This window comes from Streptomyces sp. NPDC015125 (assembly GCF_043080045.1).
Lineage (GTDB): Bacteria > Actinomycetota > Actinomycetes > Streptomycetales > Streptomycetaceae > Streptomyces.
The window spans coordinates 390,787-406,816 of record NZ_JBIBVF010000004.1 but is presented as its reverse complement, the minus strand read 5'-3'; the positions used below and the strand labels follow the sequence as shown (position 1 = coordinate 406,816).

At 70.8% G+C, this 16,030-nt stretch carries 14 protein-coding genes; 11 read left to right on the top strand and 3 right to left on the bottom strand.

The window, feature by feature from the left end; translation table 11 throughout:
- Positions 1-12: 12 nt before the first annotated feature.
- Positions 13-933, bottom strand: a complete 921-nt coding sequence (locus tag ACF088_RS13900) for a LysR family transcriptional regulator (RefSeq protein WP_392375927.1) — start codon at positions 931-933, stop codon at positions 13-15.
- A gap of 248 nt (positions 934-1,181) precedes the next feature.
- Here ACF088_RS13900 and ACF088_RS13895 point away from each other — a divergent pair, with 248 nt between their 5' ends.
- From ACF088_RS13895 to ACF088_RS13850, 10 genes are all read left to right on the top strand, one after another.
- Positions 1,182-1,277: a putative leader peptide gene (locus tag ACF088_RS13895; RefSeq protein ID WP_392375925.1), complete on the top strand. Its 96-nt coding sequence runs from the start codon at positions 1,182-1,184 to the stop codon at positions 1,275-1,277.
- A 290-nt stretch (positions 1,278-1,567) separates the two neighbouring features.
- Positions 1,568-2,812 (top strand): dimethylsulfone monooxygenase SfnG, encoded by a 1,245-nt coding sequence (sfnG, locus tag ACF088_RS13890; protein ID WP_392375923.1) that lies wholly within the window; start codon positions 1,568-1,570, stop codon positions 2,810-2,812.
- A 233-nt stretch (positions 2,813-3,045) separates the two neighbouring features.
- Entirely contained in the window at positions 3,046-3,600 is a 555-nt protein-coding gene (ssuE, locus tag ACF088_RS13885; protein WP_392375921.1) for an NADPH-dependent FMN reductase, read from the top strand.
- Positions 3,601-3,739: 139 nt separating this feature from the next.
- Complete coding sequence (locus ACF088_RS13880; protein ID WP_392375919.1) at positions 3,740-4,945, top strand: SfnB family sulfur acquisition oxidoreductase; 1,206 nt, start codon at positions 3,740-3,742, stop codon at positions 4,943-4,945.
- A gap of 181 nt (positions 4,946-5,126) precedes the next feature.
- On the top strand, positions 5,127-6,290 hold the full coding sequence (locus tag ACF088_RS13875; RefSeq protein WP_392375918.1) for an LLM class flavin-dependent oxidoreductase: 1,164 nt from the start codon (positions 5,127-5,129) through the stop codon (positions 6,288-6,290).
- Between the two features lie 153 nt (positions 6,291-6,443).
- Positions 6,444-9,632, top strand: a complete 3,189-nt coding sequence (locus ACF088_RS13870) for a glycoside hydrolase family 2 TIM barrel-domain containing protein (RefSeq protein ID WP_392375916.1) — start codon at positions 6,444-6,446, stop codon at positions 9,630-9,632.
- A gap of 196 nt (positions 9,633-9,828) precedes the next feature.
- The gene (mmuM, locus tag ACF088_RS13865; protein ID WP_392375915.1) at positions 9,829-10,749 is read left to right on the top strand and encodes a homocysteine S-methyltransferase; all 921 of its coding nucleotides are present in this window, start codon (positions 9,829-9,831) and stop codon (positions 10,747-10,749) included.
- Positions 10,750-10,958: 209 nt separating this feature from the next.
- Complete coding sequence (locus ACF088_RS13860; protein ID WP_392375914.1) at positions 10,959-11,756, top strand: basic amino acid ABC transporter substrate-binding protein; 798 nt, start codon at positions 10,959-10,961, stop codon at positions 11,754-11,756.
- A gap of 11 nt (positions 11,757-11,767) precedes the next feature.
- Positions 11,768-12,553 carry an amino acid ABC transporter permease gene (locus tag ACF088_RS13855; protein WP_093491212.1) on the top strand — a complete coding sequence of 262 codons (786 nt, stop codon included), beginning with the start codon at positions 11,768-11,770 and terminating at the stop codon, positions 12,551-12,553.
- Positions 12,550-13,389: an amino acid ABC transporter ATP-binding protein gene (locus ACF088_RS13850; protein ID WP_392375913.1), complete on the top strand. Its 840-nt coding sequence runs from the start codon at positions 12,550-12,552 to the stop codon at positions 13,387-13,389. The genes ACF088_RS13855 and ACF088_RS13850 overlap by 4 nt, the downstream gene beginning before the upstream one ends.
- Positions 13,390-13,594: 205 nt before the next feature.
- Here the strand turns inward: ACF088_RS13850 and ACF088_RS13845 are convergent, their stop codons facing one another.
- Positions 13,595-14,455 (bottom strand): hypothetical protein, encoded by an 861-nt coding sequence (locus tag ACF088_RS13845; protein WP_392375912.1) that lies wholly within the window; start codon positions 14,453-14,455, stop codon positions 13,595-13,597.
- A 135-nt stretch (positions 14,456-14,590) separates the two neighbouring features.
- Between ACF088_RS13845 and ACF088_RS13840 the strand changes: the two genes are divergently transcribed.
- Positions 14,591-15,556, top strand: coding sequence for an acetylxylan esterase (locus ACF088_RS13840; RefSeq protein WP_392375911.1), 966 nt, complete (start codon positions 14,591-14,593; stop codon positions 15,554-15,556).
- Between the two features lie 156 nt (positions 15,557-15,712).
- Here ACF088_RS13840 and ACF088_RS13835 read toward each other — a convergent pair whose 3' ends face one another.
- Positions 15,713-16,006, bottom strand: a complete 294-nt coding sequence (locus ACF088_RS13835) for a DUF1330 domain-containing protein (protein ID WP_392375909.1) — start codon at positions 16,004-16,006, stop codon at positions 15,713-15,715.
- Positions 16,007-16,030: the final 24 nt, after the last annotated feature.

Below are 16,030 nucleotides of genomic sequence, written 5' to 3'. Positions count from 1 at the left end.
CGGCGGAGCGGGTCAGGACCCGCCGGCGGCCGCCGTACGGTGTGCGGCGGCCCGGCGGACGAAGAGCTCGTACAGATCGCGGGCGGCCTTGGGGACCGAGCCGGAGCGGCGGCGCTGGATCACCATCATGACGTCGGTACGGTCGGCCGCCAGGGGGCGGTAGGTGATGGTGCCGCTGCGTTCCAGCGGGTCGCCGATGATGCTGAAGTCGGGCAGGACCGTGGCGCCCAGGCCCTCGGCGACCATCAGCTTGCCCATCTCGGCGCCGTCGGTGGAGTAGGAGAAGGAGGGCGTGCGGCCCTTGAGGAGCCGGTGGACGAAACGGTGCATGACATAGCCGGACCGCATCACGATCAGCGGCTGGGCCAGCAGCTCGGTCACCGAGACCTCGCTCAGCTCCGCCAGCGGGCTGTCCGGTCGGATGCACACCACCGGCCGGCCCCGGAGGAGTTCGGTGGTGTGGACGTCCGGAGGGAGGTCGTCGCCGCGCAGGTAGTTGACGAGTCCCAGGTCGAGGCTGCCTTCCAGCAGCGCACGGTGGATCTCGGCCTGCTGGGCGCCGAGCACCTCGACCTGGGTCAGCGGATGCCCGGAGCGGAACTCGCGGATGGCCGGTACCAGCAGCGGAACCGTGGCGGCGTTGACCGTGCCCAGGCGCACCATCCGGCTGATGTGGTGCTGGTCGTCCGCGGCCCGGCGCAGTTTGTCGACCGCATCGAGCACCCCGACGATATGCGGCAGCAGCTCCCGGCCGTCGTCGCTGATCTTCGCTCCGGAGCGCTTGCGGTCAAGGATGTCCACACCGAGTTCGCGTTCCAGATTGCGGACGGTTTCGCTCAATGCGGGCTGGGACAGATGGAGTTCCTCGGCGGCTCTGCGCAGTGACCCGAGGCGGGTGACGGCCGCTATGTATTCGAGTTGCTCGATCCGCACGGAATACGCACCCCTGGCGATCCGGTACCGAGAGTGAACCTCAGTGGATTCACCCGCCTTTGAGGACTTCTCCTGGAGATCTTCCCCCTGTTCAAGGGGGACCCTATCACCACTTCACTTCTGCCGTATCGACGCTTCGCACCCCGGCCGCTAAACTCGGCGGGGAGCGGCCACATTGACCGGAAAGGGCCGCAAGGACCGTCGCCCATTGGCCGGCACGGCATTTGTTGCGAGGAAGTGACGCGTTCATGAACGGGCAACAAAAGCAACTCACGCAACGGCGTCACGTCGATCTCGCACGGATCTCCAGCGCGCTCTGTCGCGGTGCCGCCCGCGAGCACTGACGACTGAAAACACCGACGGCTGAGAACGACTGACGTCTGAGAACACTGACGTCTGAGAGTGCTACCGCACCCGTCGTTGTTTTCATTACCGAACGCATTCTGCGGTGATCGTCGCGGCGACGCGACGCCGCGTCGCCGCGACGTCCCGGCGACGCGTCGCCGGCGGATATGCGCCCTTTCGTCAGCTACCCGCGCCTTCCGTCAGCCGCCTCGCGTCTTTCCGTAAGGACTTCACGCGATTGCTGTGACGCGCCTTCTTGCACGGCTTTCTTCACCACCGGGAGATCCTGATGTCCGACCTGCCCGCCGCCGCCCCCGCACGTTTCGCCTATTGGGTGCCCAATGTCAGTGGCGGCCTGGTGACCAGCACCATCGAGCAGCGTACCGAATGGGGTTACGACTACAACCGCAAGCTGGCGGTGCTGGCCGAGAACAACGGGTTTGAGTATGCGCTGAGCCAGGTCCGCTATATGGCCAGCTATGGCGCTGAATTCCAGCACGAGTCCACGAGTTTCAGCCTCGCGCTGCTGCTCGCCACCGAACGGCTCAAGGTGATCGCGGCCGTGCATCCGGGGCTGTGGCACCCGGGTGTGCTGGCGAAGCTCGGCGCCACCGCCGATCAGCTCTCCGGCGGGCGGTTCGCGGTGAACGTCGTCAGCGGCTGGTTCAAGGGCGAGTTCAGCGCGCTCGGGGAACCGTGGCTGGAGCACGATGAGCGCTACCGGCGTGCGGAGGAGTTCATTGAGGCGTTGCGCACCATCTGGACCGAGGACCACGCCGAACTGGCCGGGGACTTCTACCGGATCCGGGACTTCTCGCTCAAGCCGAAGCCGCTCAGCACCACCGGGCGCCCACATCCGGAGATCTTCCAGGGCGGCAACTCCACCGCCGCACGGGCGATGGCCGGCCGGGTGTCCGACTGGTACTTCAGCAACGGCAAGGACTTCGCCGGCGTCACCGAGCAACTCGCGGACGTCCGGGCGTCGGCCGCCGCCGCGGTCCGGCCGGCCCCCCGCTTCGGGCTGAACGGCTTTCTGATCGCGCGGGACACCGAGGCCGAAGCCCGCGAGGTCCTGCGGGAGATCATCGCCAAGGCGGACACCGAGGCGGTGCACGGCTTCGGCGCGGCGGTCAAGCAGGCCGGGCAGTCCACGGCCGACGGCACCGGCATGTGGCAGGACTCCTCCTTCGAGGACCTGATCCAGTACAACGACGGCTTCCGTACGGGCCTGATCGGCACTCCGGAGCAGATCGCCGAGCGGATCGTGGCGTACAAGCGGCTGGGCGTGGACCTGTTCCTGCTCGGATTCCTCCACTACCTGGAGGAGGTCGAGTACTTCGGCGAGCGGGTGCTGCCGCTGGTGCGCGAGCTGGAGGCACAGGAAGAGGGACAGGCGGAGGGCCAGGAGGAAAGCCGGGAGGAGAGCCAGGAGGAGGGGCCGCAGGCACCGGCCGCGGGACCGGACGCCACACCGGCGCGGGAAGCGGTCACCGCGCGCTCGCCGGGCCCGGTGCCGTCCGCCGTAAGGCCCTGAGCGCGCCGAGCCCGGTCGGCCGGTTCGTACTCGACAGCACGCTCCCCGAGCCGACTTGGCACTCCTGGCCGGCCCCCTTCCCCGTACTCCCGACCAACGCCGCGCCCCGCACTCGGCCCGTCCCGGCTCACGGAGGCTCCCGGCTCACGGGGCTCCCAGCTCACGAGGGCTCCCGGCTCCCCCTCCCTCACACATTCCGCACTCCCGTCCCGCACTTCGAGGTGATCCCCTTCATGGCCACCGTTCTGTCCGTCTCCGGCAGCCCCTCCGCGACCTCGCGTACCGCCCGTCTGTTGCGTCATCTGGACGCCCGGCTCGCCGACGAGGGGCACCACGTCGTTCCGCTGGACGTCCGCACCCTGCCCGCCGAGGCACTGCTGGGGGCCGACTTCGGCCATCCGGCGATCGTCGAGGCCACCGAACTGTTCGCCCGCGCCGACGGTGTCGTCATCGGCACACCGGTCTACAAGGCCGCCTACTCCGGTCTGCTCAAGTCGCTGCTGGACCTGCTGCCGCAGTACGCGCTGACGGGCAAGACCGTGCTGCCGCTGGCCACCGGTGGCAGCACCGCCCATGTCCTGGCGATCGACTACGCACTGCGGCCGGTGCTCTCGTCCATGGGAGCCGCGCACATCGTCCAGGGCTGGTTCGTCCTCGACCGGCATCTGGCCGTACGGGAGGACGGCGCACTGACCGTCGAGCCGGGCGCGCAGGAGGGGCTCGACCAGGTTCTGACCCAGTTCTCCGGTGCGATCGGGCGCAGCCCGTTGCTGTCCGTCGCGAGCTGACCGCCGCTCCCCCGCTGGTCCTCCTGATCCCCTTCCCCCTTCCCCCTTTCCACTTCGCCCTTTCCCCTTCCCCCCTTTCCGCTTCTCCCTTCCCCGTGCGTGCCGCACGCCCCTTTCACACTCCCTTGGAGGCAGCACCGTGACCGCTCCCCCGCGGCCCGCCACCGCTCATGTAATCGCCGATGACGCCGAGGCCCTGGCGGTCGCGGCGGAATTGGCCGAGGAGTTCCGGGCCGGTGCCGCGGAGCGGGACGCCGCCCGCCGGCTGCCGCACGCCGAGCTGGCGCGGCTGTCGGCGAGCGGGCTGCCGGCCATCACCGTGCCGCGGTCCCACGGGGGTGCGCAGGTGCGGACCGAGACGCTGGCCGAGGTGGTGCGGCTGCTGGCGACCGGAGACGCCAGCCTGTCCCAGATCCCGCAGAGCCACTTTGTGTACCTCGAAGTGCTGCGCCGTCAGGGCACCGCTGAGCAGCAGGCGTTCTTCTTCGGCGAGGTGCTGGCAGGGCGGCGGCTGGGCAATGCGCAGTCGGAGGCGGGGACCCGCCATGTGCAGGACATCCGTACCCGGCTGATGCCCGCGGCGGACGGTTCGTATGTGCTGAGCGGGGTGAAGCACTATGCGACCGGTGCGCTGTTCGCCGACTGGATCCCGGTGCTGGCACGCGGCCGTAACGAGGCGCTCTATGTGGCGTATGTGCCCAAGGAGGCGCCGGGGGTGCGGATCGTCGACGACTGGGACGGGATGGGGCAGCGGACCACCGCCAGTGGCACGGTGCACCTGGCGGAGGTGGCGGTGCCGAACGACCGGGTCGTCCCACATCACCTCACCTTCCGGGGGCCCCAACTGCACGGCGCGGTGGCCCAGTTGCTGCATGCCGCGATCGACGCCGGGATCGCCTCCGGTGCGCTGGCCGAGGCCAGCGCCTTCGTGCGCACCAAGAGCCGGCCGTGGTTCGAGAGCGGTCTGGACAGCGCGGCCGAGGATCCCCTGCTGATCCAGCGGTTCGGGGAACTGGCGGTCCGGGTGCGGGCCGCCGAGTCACTGCTGGCCTCGGCGGCACGGGCGGTGGACAGCGCGGCGCAAGCGCTCACCGACGACTCGGCGGCGGAGGCGTCGATCGCGGTGGCCGCGGCGAAGGTGGTGGCCGCAGAGGCGGCGGTGGAGACCGGCAGTGCGCTGTTCGAGGTGGCCGGGACCCGGGCCGCCCTGGACGGGCTCAACCTTCACCGGCACTGGCGGGACGCGCGCACCCACACCCTGCACGACCCGGTCCGCTGGAAGGTCCAGCACATCGGCCGCTACGTCCTCAACGGCACCCGCCCGCCCCGGCACGGTCTGCTCTGACGCCCGACCCCGAGCCCGAGGCCGGCGCCGGAGGCCCGACGCCCGGCCCCGACCCGTCCCCGCCCCCGCACTCCGTCTTCCCCTCTTCCTCACCTCCCTCCTCTCCCTCCTCTCCCTCCTCTCCCTCCCCTTCCTCCCCCTTCCTCCCCTTTCCGCCCTCTTCCCCTCCTTCGGAGCTCACATGTCCTCCCTCACCTTCCACTGGTTCCTGCCCACCTACGGCGACAGCCGTCATGTCGTCGGCGGCGGCCATGGTCTGCCCACCGGGTCCGCCGGCGGGGAGCGGCCCGCCACCCTCGGCTACCTCACACAGATCGCCCGTGCCGCCGAGGACCTGGGTTTCGAAGGGGCTCTCACCCCCACCGGGGCCTGGTGCGAGGACGCCTGGCTCACCACGGCCATGCTGGCCCGCGAGACCGAACGGCTGAAGTTCCTGGTGGCGTTCCGGCCGGGCATCATCGCGCCGACGCTGGCCGCCCAGATGGCCGCCACCTTCCAGCGGCACTCCGGCGGACGGCTGCTGCTGAATGTGGTCACCGGTGGCGAGAGCCATGAGCAGCGCGCGTACGGAGACTTCCTGGAGAAGGACGACCGTTACGCCCGGACCGGTGAATTCCTGGACATCGTCAGGGAGTTGTGGGCCGGGAAGACGGTGGATTTCACCGGGGAGCAGCTGCGGGTGGCGGGCGCCCGGCTGGCCCGGGTGCCCGATCCGGTGCCTGCGGTGTACTTCGGCGGGTCCTCCCCGGCCGCCGGAGAGGTGGCCGCGCGCGCCGCCGACGTCTATCTGACCTGGGGCGAGCCGCCGGCCGAGGTCGAGCGGAAGATCGCCTGGGTCCGGGAGCTGGCCGGCCGCGCGGGGCGCCGGGTGCGGTTCGGCATCCGGCTGCATGTGATCACCCGGGACACCGCGGAGGCGGCCTGGGCCGAGGCGCAGCGGCTGCTGGACGGCTTCAGCCCGGAGGCGATACGTGCCGTGCAGGCGGGGCTGGCCCGCAGCGAGTCGGAGGGGCAGCGCCGGATGCTGGCGCTGCACGGCGGCCGCACCGACGGGCTGGAGATCGCGCCGAATCTGTGGGCCGGTATCGGGCTCGTACGGGGCGGGGCGGGCACCGCTCTGGTGGGCAGCCATGCGGAGGTCGCGGAGCGGATCGTGGAGTATCAGCGGCTGGGCATCGAGGAGTTCATCCTCTCCGGGCACCCTCATGTCGAGGAGGCGTACTGGTTCGGGGAGGGGGTGCTGCCGGTGCTGCGGGACGCCGGGCTGTGGCGGCATCCGGCCGCGCGGGACGAGGGCTCCACGGCCACCGCCCAGATCCCGTTCGCCGCCGGGGTGGGCCGCTGATCCCCGGGCCGGGCGGCCGGCTCGGCAGCACCCCCGCGGCACCCCACGACACCCCCGCCCCATCCTCCTCATCCGGCTGCGCCGTGCCGCCGCACATGATTCGCTGAGCTGATCCCCCCACAGCCAGGCACGTCGCCCGCAGCAGGAGGACCAGTGACCGGCACCTCGCCGCACGCGCCGCACCACCCGCCGTACGGACCGCCACCCCGGACCGCCGACGGACCGCCGCCCCGGAACGCGGACGCACCACCACCCCGGACCGCCGACGCACCGCCACCCCGGAACGCTGCCGGGACGGACAGCACACCGCACCGCCCCGGCCACCACCGGCACTCCCCGTACTACGAGGACCGCTCACCGGGGAGCGGGGTCCTGCCGCCGCGCGCCTGGTACCCGAGGTCGGATACCGCCCGCCTCTCGCTGCACGGCCGCTGGCGGTTCCGGCTCTCGGCGAGCGCCACCACCGAGGACGACTCGTTCGCCCGCTCTGACTTCGACGATGCGCACTGGCCGGAGCTTCGGGTGCCCGGCCACTGGGTGCTCCAGGGACGCTTCCCTTCCGAAGGCTCCTACGAGGGCAGCGGCACCGCGCAGCCGATCGGGGCACCCGTATACACCAACACCGCCTACCCCTTCCCGGTCGATCCGCCGCGGGTGCCGGACGAGAACCCGACGGGCGATCACCGGCAGGTCTTCGATCTGCCCGAGGGGTGGGGTGAGGGCCCCGCGGTCCTGCACTTCGCCGGGGTGGAGTCCTGCGCCCGGGTCTGGCTCAACGGCCAGGAACTGGGCCACTTCAAGGGCAGCCGGCTGCCGCATGAATTCGAGGTCGGGCCGCTGCTGCTGCCGCGCGGCAATGTGCTGGCGGTACGCGTCCACCAGTGGTCATCGGGCAGCTATCTGGAGGACCAGGACCAGTGGTGGCTGCCCGGCATCTTCCGGGACGTCTCGCTCCACCGCCGTCCCGAGGGATCGGTCGCCGACCACTTCGTCCACGCCGGGTTCGATCACGTCACGGGCCACGGCACCCTGCGGGTGGAGTCCGAGCCGGAAGGCCGGGTGACGGTCCCGGCGCTCGGCCTCGATCTGGCGACCGGACAGAGCGCGACGGTGCCGGTACGCGCCTGGACGGCCGAAACGCCGCACCTCTACGACGGGGAACTGGTGACCTCCGGTGAACGGATCCCGCTCCGCATCGGATTCCGTACGGTCCGCGTCGAGGACGGGCTGCTGAAGGTCAACGGACGCCGGATCCTGCTGCGCGGCGTCAACCGCCACGAGTTCCATCCGCGCTACGGACGGGCCGTCGGCCCCGAGACGATGCGCCGCGATCTGCTGCTGATGAAGCAGCACCACGTCAACGCGGTGCGCACCAGCCACTATCCGCCGCACCCCGCCTTCCTCGATCTGTGTGACGAGTTGGGCCTGTGGGTCGTCGAGGAGTGCGATCTGGAGACCCACGGGTTCGGCGGGCAGGGCTGGCGGGACAATCCGGTGGATGACGAGCGCTGGGAGCCGGCCTTGCTCGACCGGGCCCGGCGGATGGTCGAGCGGGACAAGAACCACCCCTCCCTCGTGCTGTGGTCGCTGGGAAACGAGTGCGGTACGGGGCGCGGGCTGTCCGCCATGGCCGCCTGGATGCGCGAGCGCGATCCGTCCCGGCCCCTGCACTACGAGGGCGACCCCAGCTGTGCCGACACCGATGTCTACTCCCGGATGTATGCCGACCACGCCGAGGTGGAGCGCATCGGGCGGCGCGCCGAGGCGCCGCTGTCCGATGCGGATCTGGACGCCCGGCGGCGTCAACTCCCCTTCCTCCTCTGTGAGTACGCACATGCCATGGGAAACGGACCGGGCGGGCTGAGCGAGTACCAACGGCTGTTCGAGCGCTATGAACGCTGCCAGGGCGGTTTCGTCTGGGAGTGGATCGACCACGGGCTGCGGCAGCAGACGCCCGCCGGTGAGGTGTTCCACGCCTATGGCGGAGACTTCGGCGAGGAGCTGCACGACGGGAACTTCGTCTGCGACGGCCTGGTCTTCCCCGACCGGACACCCTCTCCGGGGCTGCTGGAGTTCAAGAAGGTCGTCGAACCGGTACGGATCGAGGCCGGGACCGACGCGACCGGGACCGGGACCGGGACTGGGACTGGGACCGACGAGGACGGCACGGCGGGCGCGGTCCGGATCACCAATCTGTACGACTTCACCGGCCTGGGCCACCTCGGCTTCCACTGGGGCTACGAAGTGGACGGTGAGCTGCGCGGTCACGGCCGGCTCACGGTGCCGCCGTTGGGGCCCGGCGAGTCGGCCGTGGTGAAGCTGCCGGCGCCGCCGGACGACGAGGGCGGCGAGGGCGGCGAGGGCGGCGAGGGCGAGGCACTCTGGATGGTCCGGGCCGTGCTGGACGAGGACTGCGCATGGGCCTCCGCCGGGCACGAGATCGCCTGGGGTCAGCTGCCGGCCGCCCCGCGCCCCGCCGCCACTCCCCCGGCGGCCACCGCCGCGCCGCGCCGCGGTGAGGGCAATGTGATCGTCCTCGGCCCGGGGACCTTCGACGCGGGCACGGGGGAGCTGGCCTATCTGGACGGCGTCCGGATCGGCGGCCCCCGGCTGGATGTCTGGCGGGCGCCGACCGACAACGACGAGGCCGCGCCCTGGCAGCCGGGGCCGCGGCCGGCCACCGAGTGGCGGCGGATCGGCCTGCACCGGATGCGGCACCGCGTCGATGCCGTCGAGACCGGCCCGGACACCGTGGTGGTACGGACCCGGGTCGCCCCGGCCGGGTCGCCGCTGGCGCTGCGCGCGGTCTACCGCTGGACGGCACAACGGGACCTGCTGCGGCTGGAGTTGAGCGTCGATCCCGAGGGTGACTGGCCGGTTCCGTTGCCGCGGCTCGGGGTGCGGATGCGGGTGTGCGGCAGCCTGGGCCTGGCGGAGTGGTTCGGCGGCGGGCCGGGCGAAGGCTATCCGGACACCCGGGCGGCCGCGCGGGTCGGCCGCTGGTCGATGCCGGTGGATGCCCTGCAGACGCCGTATGTGCGGCCGCAGGAGAACGGTGCGCGGCCCGGTGTGCGCTGGGCGGAGCTGACCCGGTCGGACGGCTCTGGCCTGCGGATCGAGGGCGATCCGGACTTCTTCCTCACCGCCCGCCGATGGTCGGCCGAGGAGCTGGCCGCGGCCCGCCACACCACGGATCTGCGGCCCGGCGAGGACCTGTGGCTCCATCTCGACCATGCGCAGCACGGCATCGGCAGCCGGTCGTGCGGGCCGGGGGTGCTGCCGCAGCACCGGTTGGAGGTGGCGCCGGCACGGTTCTCGTTCGTGTTCTCGTCGCTGCACTGACGCCCGCGCCGACCGTGCACCGGCCCCGCACCGGCCCTGCGCCGGCCGCCGTGCCACGGCGGCCGGCGCGCCGTGCCGCACGTCGTCGCACACCCGGCGCACCCCTGCGGCCAGGGGCGTTGTCACCGGTCGGCGTTACGATCCGGGGTGAGGCGTGAGCACCCGCGCGTCCCGCAGCACCGAGAGGCTTTGCACCATGGTCAGCACGTCCCCGCCGCTCACCGACGCCCTCACCGCGGGGCCGCTCGTCCTCGACGGCGGGCTGTCCAATCAACTGGAGGCCGCCGGTCACGACCTCGGCGACGCGCTGTGGTCGGCCCGGCTGCTGGCCGAGGAGCCGGAGGCGGTGGTACAGGCGCATCTGGCGTACTACGAAGCCGGGGCGCAGGTCGCGATCACCTCCAGCTATCAGGCGACGTTCGAGGGGTTCGCGCGGCGCGGTATCGGCGAGGAGCGGGCCGCGGCGCTGCTCGGCCGGAGTGTGGAGCTGGCCCGTGAGGCGGCCGGGCGGGCGCTGTCCGGCGGGGTTGCCGGGCCGCTGTATGTGGCCGCGTCGGCGGGCCCGTACGGGGCGATGCTGGCGGACGGCTCCGAGTACCGCGGCCGGTACGGCCTGTCGGTGGACGAGCTGGAGCGTTTCCACCGGCCGCGTCTTGAGGTGCTGGCCGCGGCGCGGCCCGATGTGCTGGCGCTGGAGACGGTGCCCGATGCCGAGGAGGCCCGGGCGCTGCTGCGGGCGGTGCGCGGGCTGGGTGTGCCGGCCTATCTGTCGTACAGCGTCGCGGGGGACCGTACCCGGGCCGGACAGCCGCTGACGGAGGCGTTCGCGGTGGCCGCCGAGGCCGACGAGGTGATCGCGGTGGGGGTGAACTGCTGCGCGCCGGAGGATGCGGACCGGGCGGTACGGCTGGCGGCGCAGGTCACCGGCAAGCCGGTGGTGGTCTACCCCAACAGCGGGGAGAGCTGGGATGCCGGGGCGCGGGCCTGGTACGGCGAGGCGGCGTTCAGCGCGGACCGGGTCGCCGCTTGGGCCGCGGACGGCGCCCGGCTCATCGGCGGCTGCTGCCGGGTGGGTCCGGACGCCATCGCCGAGCTGGCGGCCGGACTCGGCCGCTGAAGGACGGCCGGCCCGGGAGCGGCAGCACGGGCCCGTGAGCGGCGGCCGGGGGCGGGCCCGGCCGCCCGTTCACGGCCCCGGATGCGGGCCGAAGGCGTTACACAGACGCAACCGACGCAGCGGCGACAGAGCCCCGGCCCGGTGGCAGGATGCAGCCACATCGCAGCACGCACGGCTTGGTTGATGTTCATCCTGCCCCTGGAGGGCCTGTGTCCGCTCGCTCCGCGTTGCCTGTCATAGCCGTTGCCGCGGCCGTCGCCGTTCTGGCGGGGTGCAGCAGCACCAAGTCCGACGGGAAGAAGGGGTCCGGCGGTCTGGAACTGGTCTCCTCCGGGACCTTGAAAACCTGCACCCACCTTCCCTACGCGCCGTTCCAGGTGAAGAAGGATGGCAAGGTCGTCGGGTTCGATGTGGATCTGGTGGACCTGGTCGCCAAGGATCTGGGCGTCAAACAGGAGATCGTCAACACCCCCTTCGAAGGCATCGAGACCGGCCAGGACTTCACCATCCGCAAATGCGATCTGGCCGCCGCCGGCATGACGATCACCTCCGCGCGGGACAAGGTCATGGATTTCTCCGATCCGTATTTCAATGCCACGCAGGCGCTGCTGACGAAGAAGGGCAAGCCCGTCAAGAAGGTCGAGGACCTCAAGGGCAAGAAGCTCGGTTACCAGAAGGCCACCACCGGCGGGATCTACGCCAAGAAGCACGGCAAGGGCGTCGAACTGGTGGAGTTCGAGGATCTGGGACTGCTGCTGACCGCCGTGAAGTCCGGCCAGGTCGATGCCGGCATCAATGACAACGGTGTGCTCTTCGACTATGTGAAGCAGAACCCGGACACCAAGGTCACCGCGGAATTCAATACCGGAGAGCACTACGGCATCGGTGTGCGCACCGGAAATGACGCACTGCGGAAGAAGATCAACGCGGCGATCAAGAAGGCGAAATCGGACGGGACGTACGACCGGATCTACAAGAAGTGGTTCGGCACCACCCCGCAGAGCTGAGGCCAGCCGTCATGTCTTTGTCGAAACGACAGCGCGCCCGGGTGATCCGCGGTGTGCAGTACGGCGTCCTGGTCCTCGCCGTGGTGGTCTTCGCGCTCATCGCCGACTGGCATCAGCTGCGGATGGCGTTCTTCGACGTAGAGGTCGCAAAGGCGCTGTTCCCGGACATCATCACCACGGCGCTGGTGAATACCGTCCTCTACACCCTGCTCGGCTTCGGGTTCGGTCTGGCGCTGGGGCTGGTGCTCGCCCTGATGCGCCTCTCCTCGGTGCCGCCCTACCGCTGGATCGCGGTCACCTATATCGAGTTCTTCCGCGGGATCCCCTGTCTGCTGGTGTTCATCGCGCTCGGCTTCGGTGTGCCGCTGGCCTTCGAGGTCGCGCTCGATATGAACGTCACGGTCATGCTGTCGCTCGGGCTGGTGGGCGCGGCGTATATGGCGGAGACCATCCGGGCCGGTATTCAGGCGGTGCCCAAGGGGCAGACGGAGGCGGCGCGTTCCCTGGGGATGTCGCACGGCCGGGCGATGGTCTCGATCGTCATTCCGCAGGCGTTCCGCATCGTGCTGCCACCGCTGACCAATGAATTGATCCTGCTGACCAAGGATTCGTCGCTGGTGTACCTGCTGGGGCTCTCCCTCACCCAGTTCGAGCTGGCCAACTTCGGGCGCGATGCGCTCAATGAGCACAAGAGCCTGACCCCCATCCTGATCGCCGGACTGCTCTATCTCGTGATCACCCTCCCGCTCGGCCAACTGGTCCGTCGGCTGGAGGCCCGTACGGCGAAGGCCAGGTGAGCGGCGTGACGACCGACCAGGCGGCACCGGAGACGGCAGACACACAGGCCATCGATGTACAGGGCCTGCGCAAGGCGTTCGGTGAGCTGGAGGTGCTGCGCGGGATCGACTTCTCGGTGGCGCGCGGTGAGGTGGTGTGCGTCATCGGGCCCTCGGGGTCCGGGAAGTCGACCTTGCTGCGCTGTGTGAATCTGCTGGAGGAGCCGAGCGCCGGTCGGGTCGTGGTGGCCGGCACCGAGGTGACCGACCCGGACGTGGACATCGACCGGGTCCGGCAGCGGATCGGGATGGTCTTCCAGGCCTTCAACCTCTTTCCGCATCTGACCGCGCTGGAGAATCTGACGATTGCCCAGCGGCGGGTGCTGCGCCGCGACCGCACCGAGGCGGAGCGGATCGCCCGCGCCAACCTCGAACGGGTCGGGCTCAGTGACAAGGCGGCTGCCTATCCGGCGCAGTTGTCCGGCGGGCAGCAACAGCGGGTGGCCATCGCCCGGGCGCTGTCCATGGACCCGGAGCTGATGCTCTTCGACGAGCCGACCTCGGCGCTGGACCCGGAGCTGGTCGGCGATGTGCTGGCGGTGATGCGGGGACTGGCTCAGGAGGGCATGACGATGCTCGTCGTCACCCATGAGATGAGCTTTGCGCGGGAGGTCGCCGACCGGGTGGTGTTCATGGACGGCGGGGTGATCGTCGAGCAGGGCACTCCCGAGCAGGTGGTGGGCACCCCTCGGCACGAGCGGACCAGGACGTTCCTGGCGCGGGTGCTGGATCCGGCCGCCGCCGAGGTCGGCGAGGTCACGGACACCGGCGCGGCGGGCAAGCGCATCGATCGCTGAGCGGCCGCGGGGCACCACGCTCGTCAACGTCAATGTCGATGTCAACGACTCCGGCGACGGTTCCCGCTCCGGTTCCCGCTCCGGTTCCGGCTCCGGGATGACGGACGGCCCTGATGTGTTCGACGATCAGGGCCGCCCCGTGGACAAGCGGTCCGCCCCATGGGCGACAGGGAGCCGATGACTGCGGTTGCGCTGCCCGTCCGGCTCAGGAAAGCGGCTTGGTGAGCTTCTTCGTGGCGGTGCTGTTGCCCGCCAGGCTGCAGCTGACGGTTTTGATGCCGATCTTGTAGCCGTCGAGCGTGGGGTACTGGATGAAGGTGCCCTCGGCGGTCCCGGCGGGCTGCCGGGCCGCCTTGCGCTCCAGCTCGTTGCGGCACAGCGAGGACGCCTTGGCCCTGATGTCGGCTTCGGTCGTCAGGCCGGCTGCGAGGCGGTGGGTGGTGACGACCTCCGCGTCGTGCGGGCCGTTGCAGGAGGCCTTGTCGTTGTTGCCGCCACCGCCTGGTAGGCGGTCGTAGCAGTCGCCGACCGTCAGCAGATAGAACGGGATCTTGCCGTCGTCGGGCGTCGGCGTACTGCTCTCGAAGTCGCTGTCGGTGGGCGTCCCGGCGGGGGTGGGGTCGTAGGAGGGCGTCGCGGACGCGCTCTCGGACGGTGTGGCGCTGATGCTCGGACCGGGCGGCTGGGCACGGTTGTTGCTGCCACCGCCGTCGCTGTTGTTGACCACGATGACGGTGATGACGGCGGCCAGCACGACCGCACCACCGCCGATGATCGCCGCGATGGTCTTGCCGTTGCCGCCGCCGCCGGGCGGGCCGGGCGGCTGCTGCCAACCGCCGGGGCCCCCGGGGCCGCCCGGGCCCGGAGGGCCGTAGCCGCCCGCGGGCGGGCCGAAGCCGCCGGGGGGCTGGTTGCCGCCCGCGGGCGGGCCGTAACCGCCCGGGCCGTAACCGCCCTGGCCCTGACCGCCCGGGCCGTAGCCACCGGCCGGTGGGCCGTAGCCGCCCGGGTTGCCGTGGGGCGGCTGATTCGGCTGGTTCGGCGGCGGAGGCGGAGGAAAGGTCATGGTGGAAAGGATCGCTTCTTCACTCGGGATTCAGGGACTCGGTGACCAACCTGGAACATTCGGCGTCTGAATTATCCGGCTCGTGGGCACCGTTGGCGACAGGCAGCAAGCCACCCTACGGCTCGGAGGTTTCTCGTGTTCACCGACCTGCCCCTGGACGAGCTGCACAGCTACCGCCCGCCGCGCCCCGAGCCGGCCGGTTTTGAGACCTTCTGGCAGCGCACCCTCGACGAAGCCCGTGCCCATGACCTCGATGCACGCTTCACCGAGGTCGATGCGGGGCTTGCGCTGCTGCGCACCCATGACGTGACGTTCTCCGGCTTCGGCGGGCACCGGATCCGCGGCTGGTTCCTCTTCCCGCGCGCCGCCGACGGGCCGCTGCCGTGCATCGTGCAGTACCTCGGTTACGGCGGCGGCCGGGGGATGGTGCACGACTGGCTGCTGTGGCCTTCCGCGGGGTACGCCACGTTCGTCATGGACACCCGTGGGCAGAGCGGCCCCAACCGGCCGGGTGACACCCCCGATCCGGTCGGCTCCGGCAATCCGGGCGTGCCCGGCAAGATGACCCAGGGGCTGCTCGATCCCGAGGACTACTACTACCGGCGGCTGTTCACCGACGCGGTACGGGCCGTGGAGGCGGCGAGGGGACACGAGGCGGTGGACACCGACCGGATCGTGGTCGCCGGCGGCAGCCAGGGGGGTGCCGCCGCCCTGGCGGCGGCGGGGCTGGTCCCCGGTCTGGCGGGCGCGTTGATCGATGTGCCGTTCCTGACCCATATCCGCCGGGCCGTCGAGATCACGGATAGCGGACCGTACGGCGAGCTCACCCGCTACTTCGCGGGTGCCCGCGGCCACATCGACACCGCACTGCACACCCTGGACCACTTCGACGGCCTGAACTTCGCGGTCCGGGCCACCGCCCCGGCGCTCTTCGGCACGGCACTGCGTGACGACGTGGTGCCGCCGTCCACCGGCTTCGCCGCGTACCACCACTACGCGGGCGAGAAGGAGCTGAAGGTGTGGCGGTTCAATGCCCACGAGGGAGGCGGCGGCGAGCAGCGGGCGGCCGAAATCGCCTTTGTGCGCAAGCTGTTCGGCTGAGGCGCCGGCGCGTCGGGCCCGGCCGGACGGGCGGGGCCGGGTGCCTTCGACGTGCTTGGGCAGCGCCGGGAGATCGAGCGCCAGGCACAGGTCACGGGCGCGCAGCGGCCGTCGTTCCTGCTGGACGCCGGGCAGGTCGCCGACTGGGCCCCCGGGTCAGTCGATGCCTTCGATGATGCGGAAGTCGCGCTCGACACCGTCGGAGAGAGCGACCAGCGCCTCCTGGTAGGCCTCACTCTCGTGTGCCGCGAGGGCCTGTTCAAAGCTGTCGAACTCGATCAGGACAGTGCGCTCGGCGATTCCAGCGTCGTGTGCGACGACCCGACCGCCACGGACGAGGAGCCGCCCGCCCCCGGCCTGGACGGCCGGACCGGCCAACTTGTTGTAGGCAGCCAGCTTCTCAGGGTCTGAAATGGTGCGGTAGGCACTGACCCAGTAGCCCTTGGCCACGGAACCTCCAGCGTCCGGAAGAGC

What these genes read in the sequence shown, in the direction of transcription:
- ACF088_RS13895 (WP_392375925.1), top strand. Translation starts at nt 1,182, where the DNA reads ATGAACGGGCAACAAAAGCAACTCACGCAACGGCGTCACGTCGATCTC.
- sfnG (WP_392375923.1), top strand. Translation starts at nt 1,568, where the DNA reads ATGTCCGACCTGCCCGCCGCCGCCCCCGCACGTTTCGCCTATTGGGTG.
- ssuE (WP_392375921.1), top strand. Translation starts at nt 3,046, where the DNA reads ATGGCCACCGTTCTGTCCGTCTCCGGCAGCCCCTCCGCGACCTCGCGT.
- ACF088_RS13875 (WP_392375918.1), top strand. Translation starts at nt 5,127, where the DNA reads ATGTCCTCCCTCACCTTCCACTGGTTCCTGCCCACCTACGGCGACAGC.
- mmuM (WP_392375915.1), top strand. Translation starts at nt 9,829, where the DNA reads ATGGTCAGCACGTCCCCGCCGCTCACCGACGCCCTCACCGCGGGGCCG.
- ACF088_RS13855 (WP_093491212.1), top strand. Translation starts at nt 11,768, where the DNA reads ATGTCTTTGTCGAAACGACAGCGCGCCCGGGTGATCCGCGGTGTGCAG.
- ACF088_RS13845 (WP_392375912.1), bottom strand. Translation starts at nt 14,455, where the DNA reads ATGACCTTTCCTCCGCCTCCGCCGCCGAACCAGCCGAATCAGCCGCCC.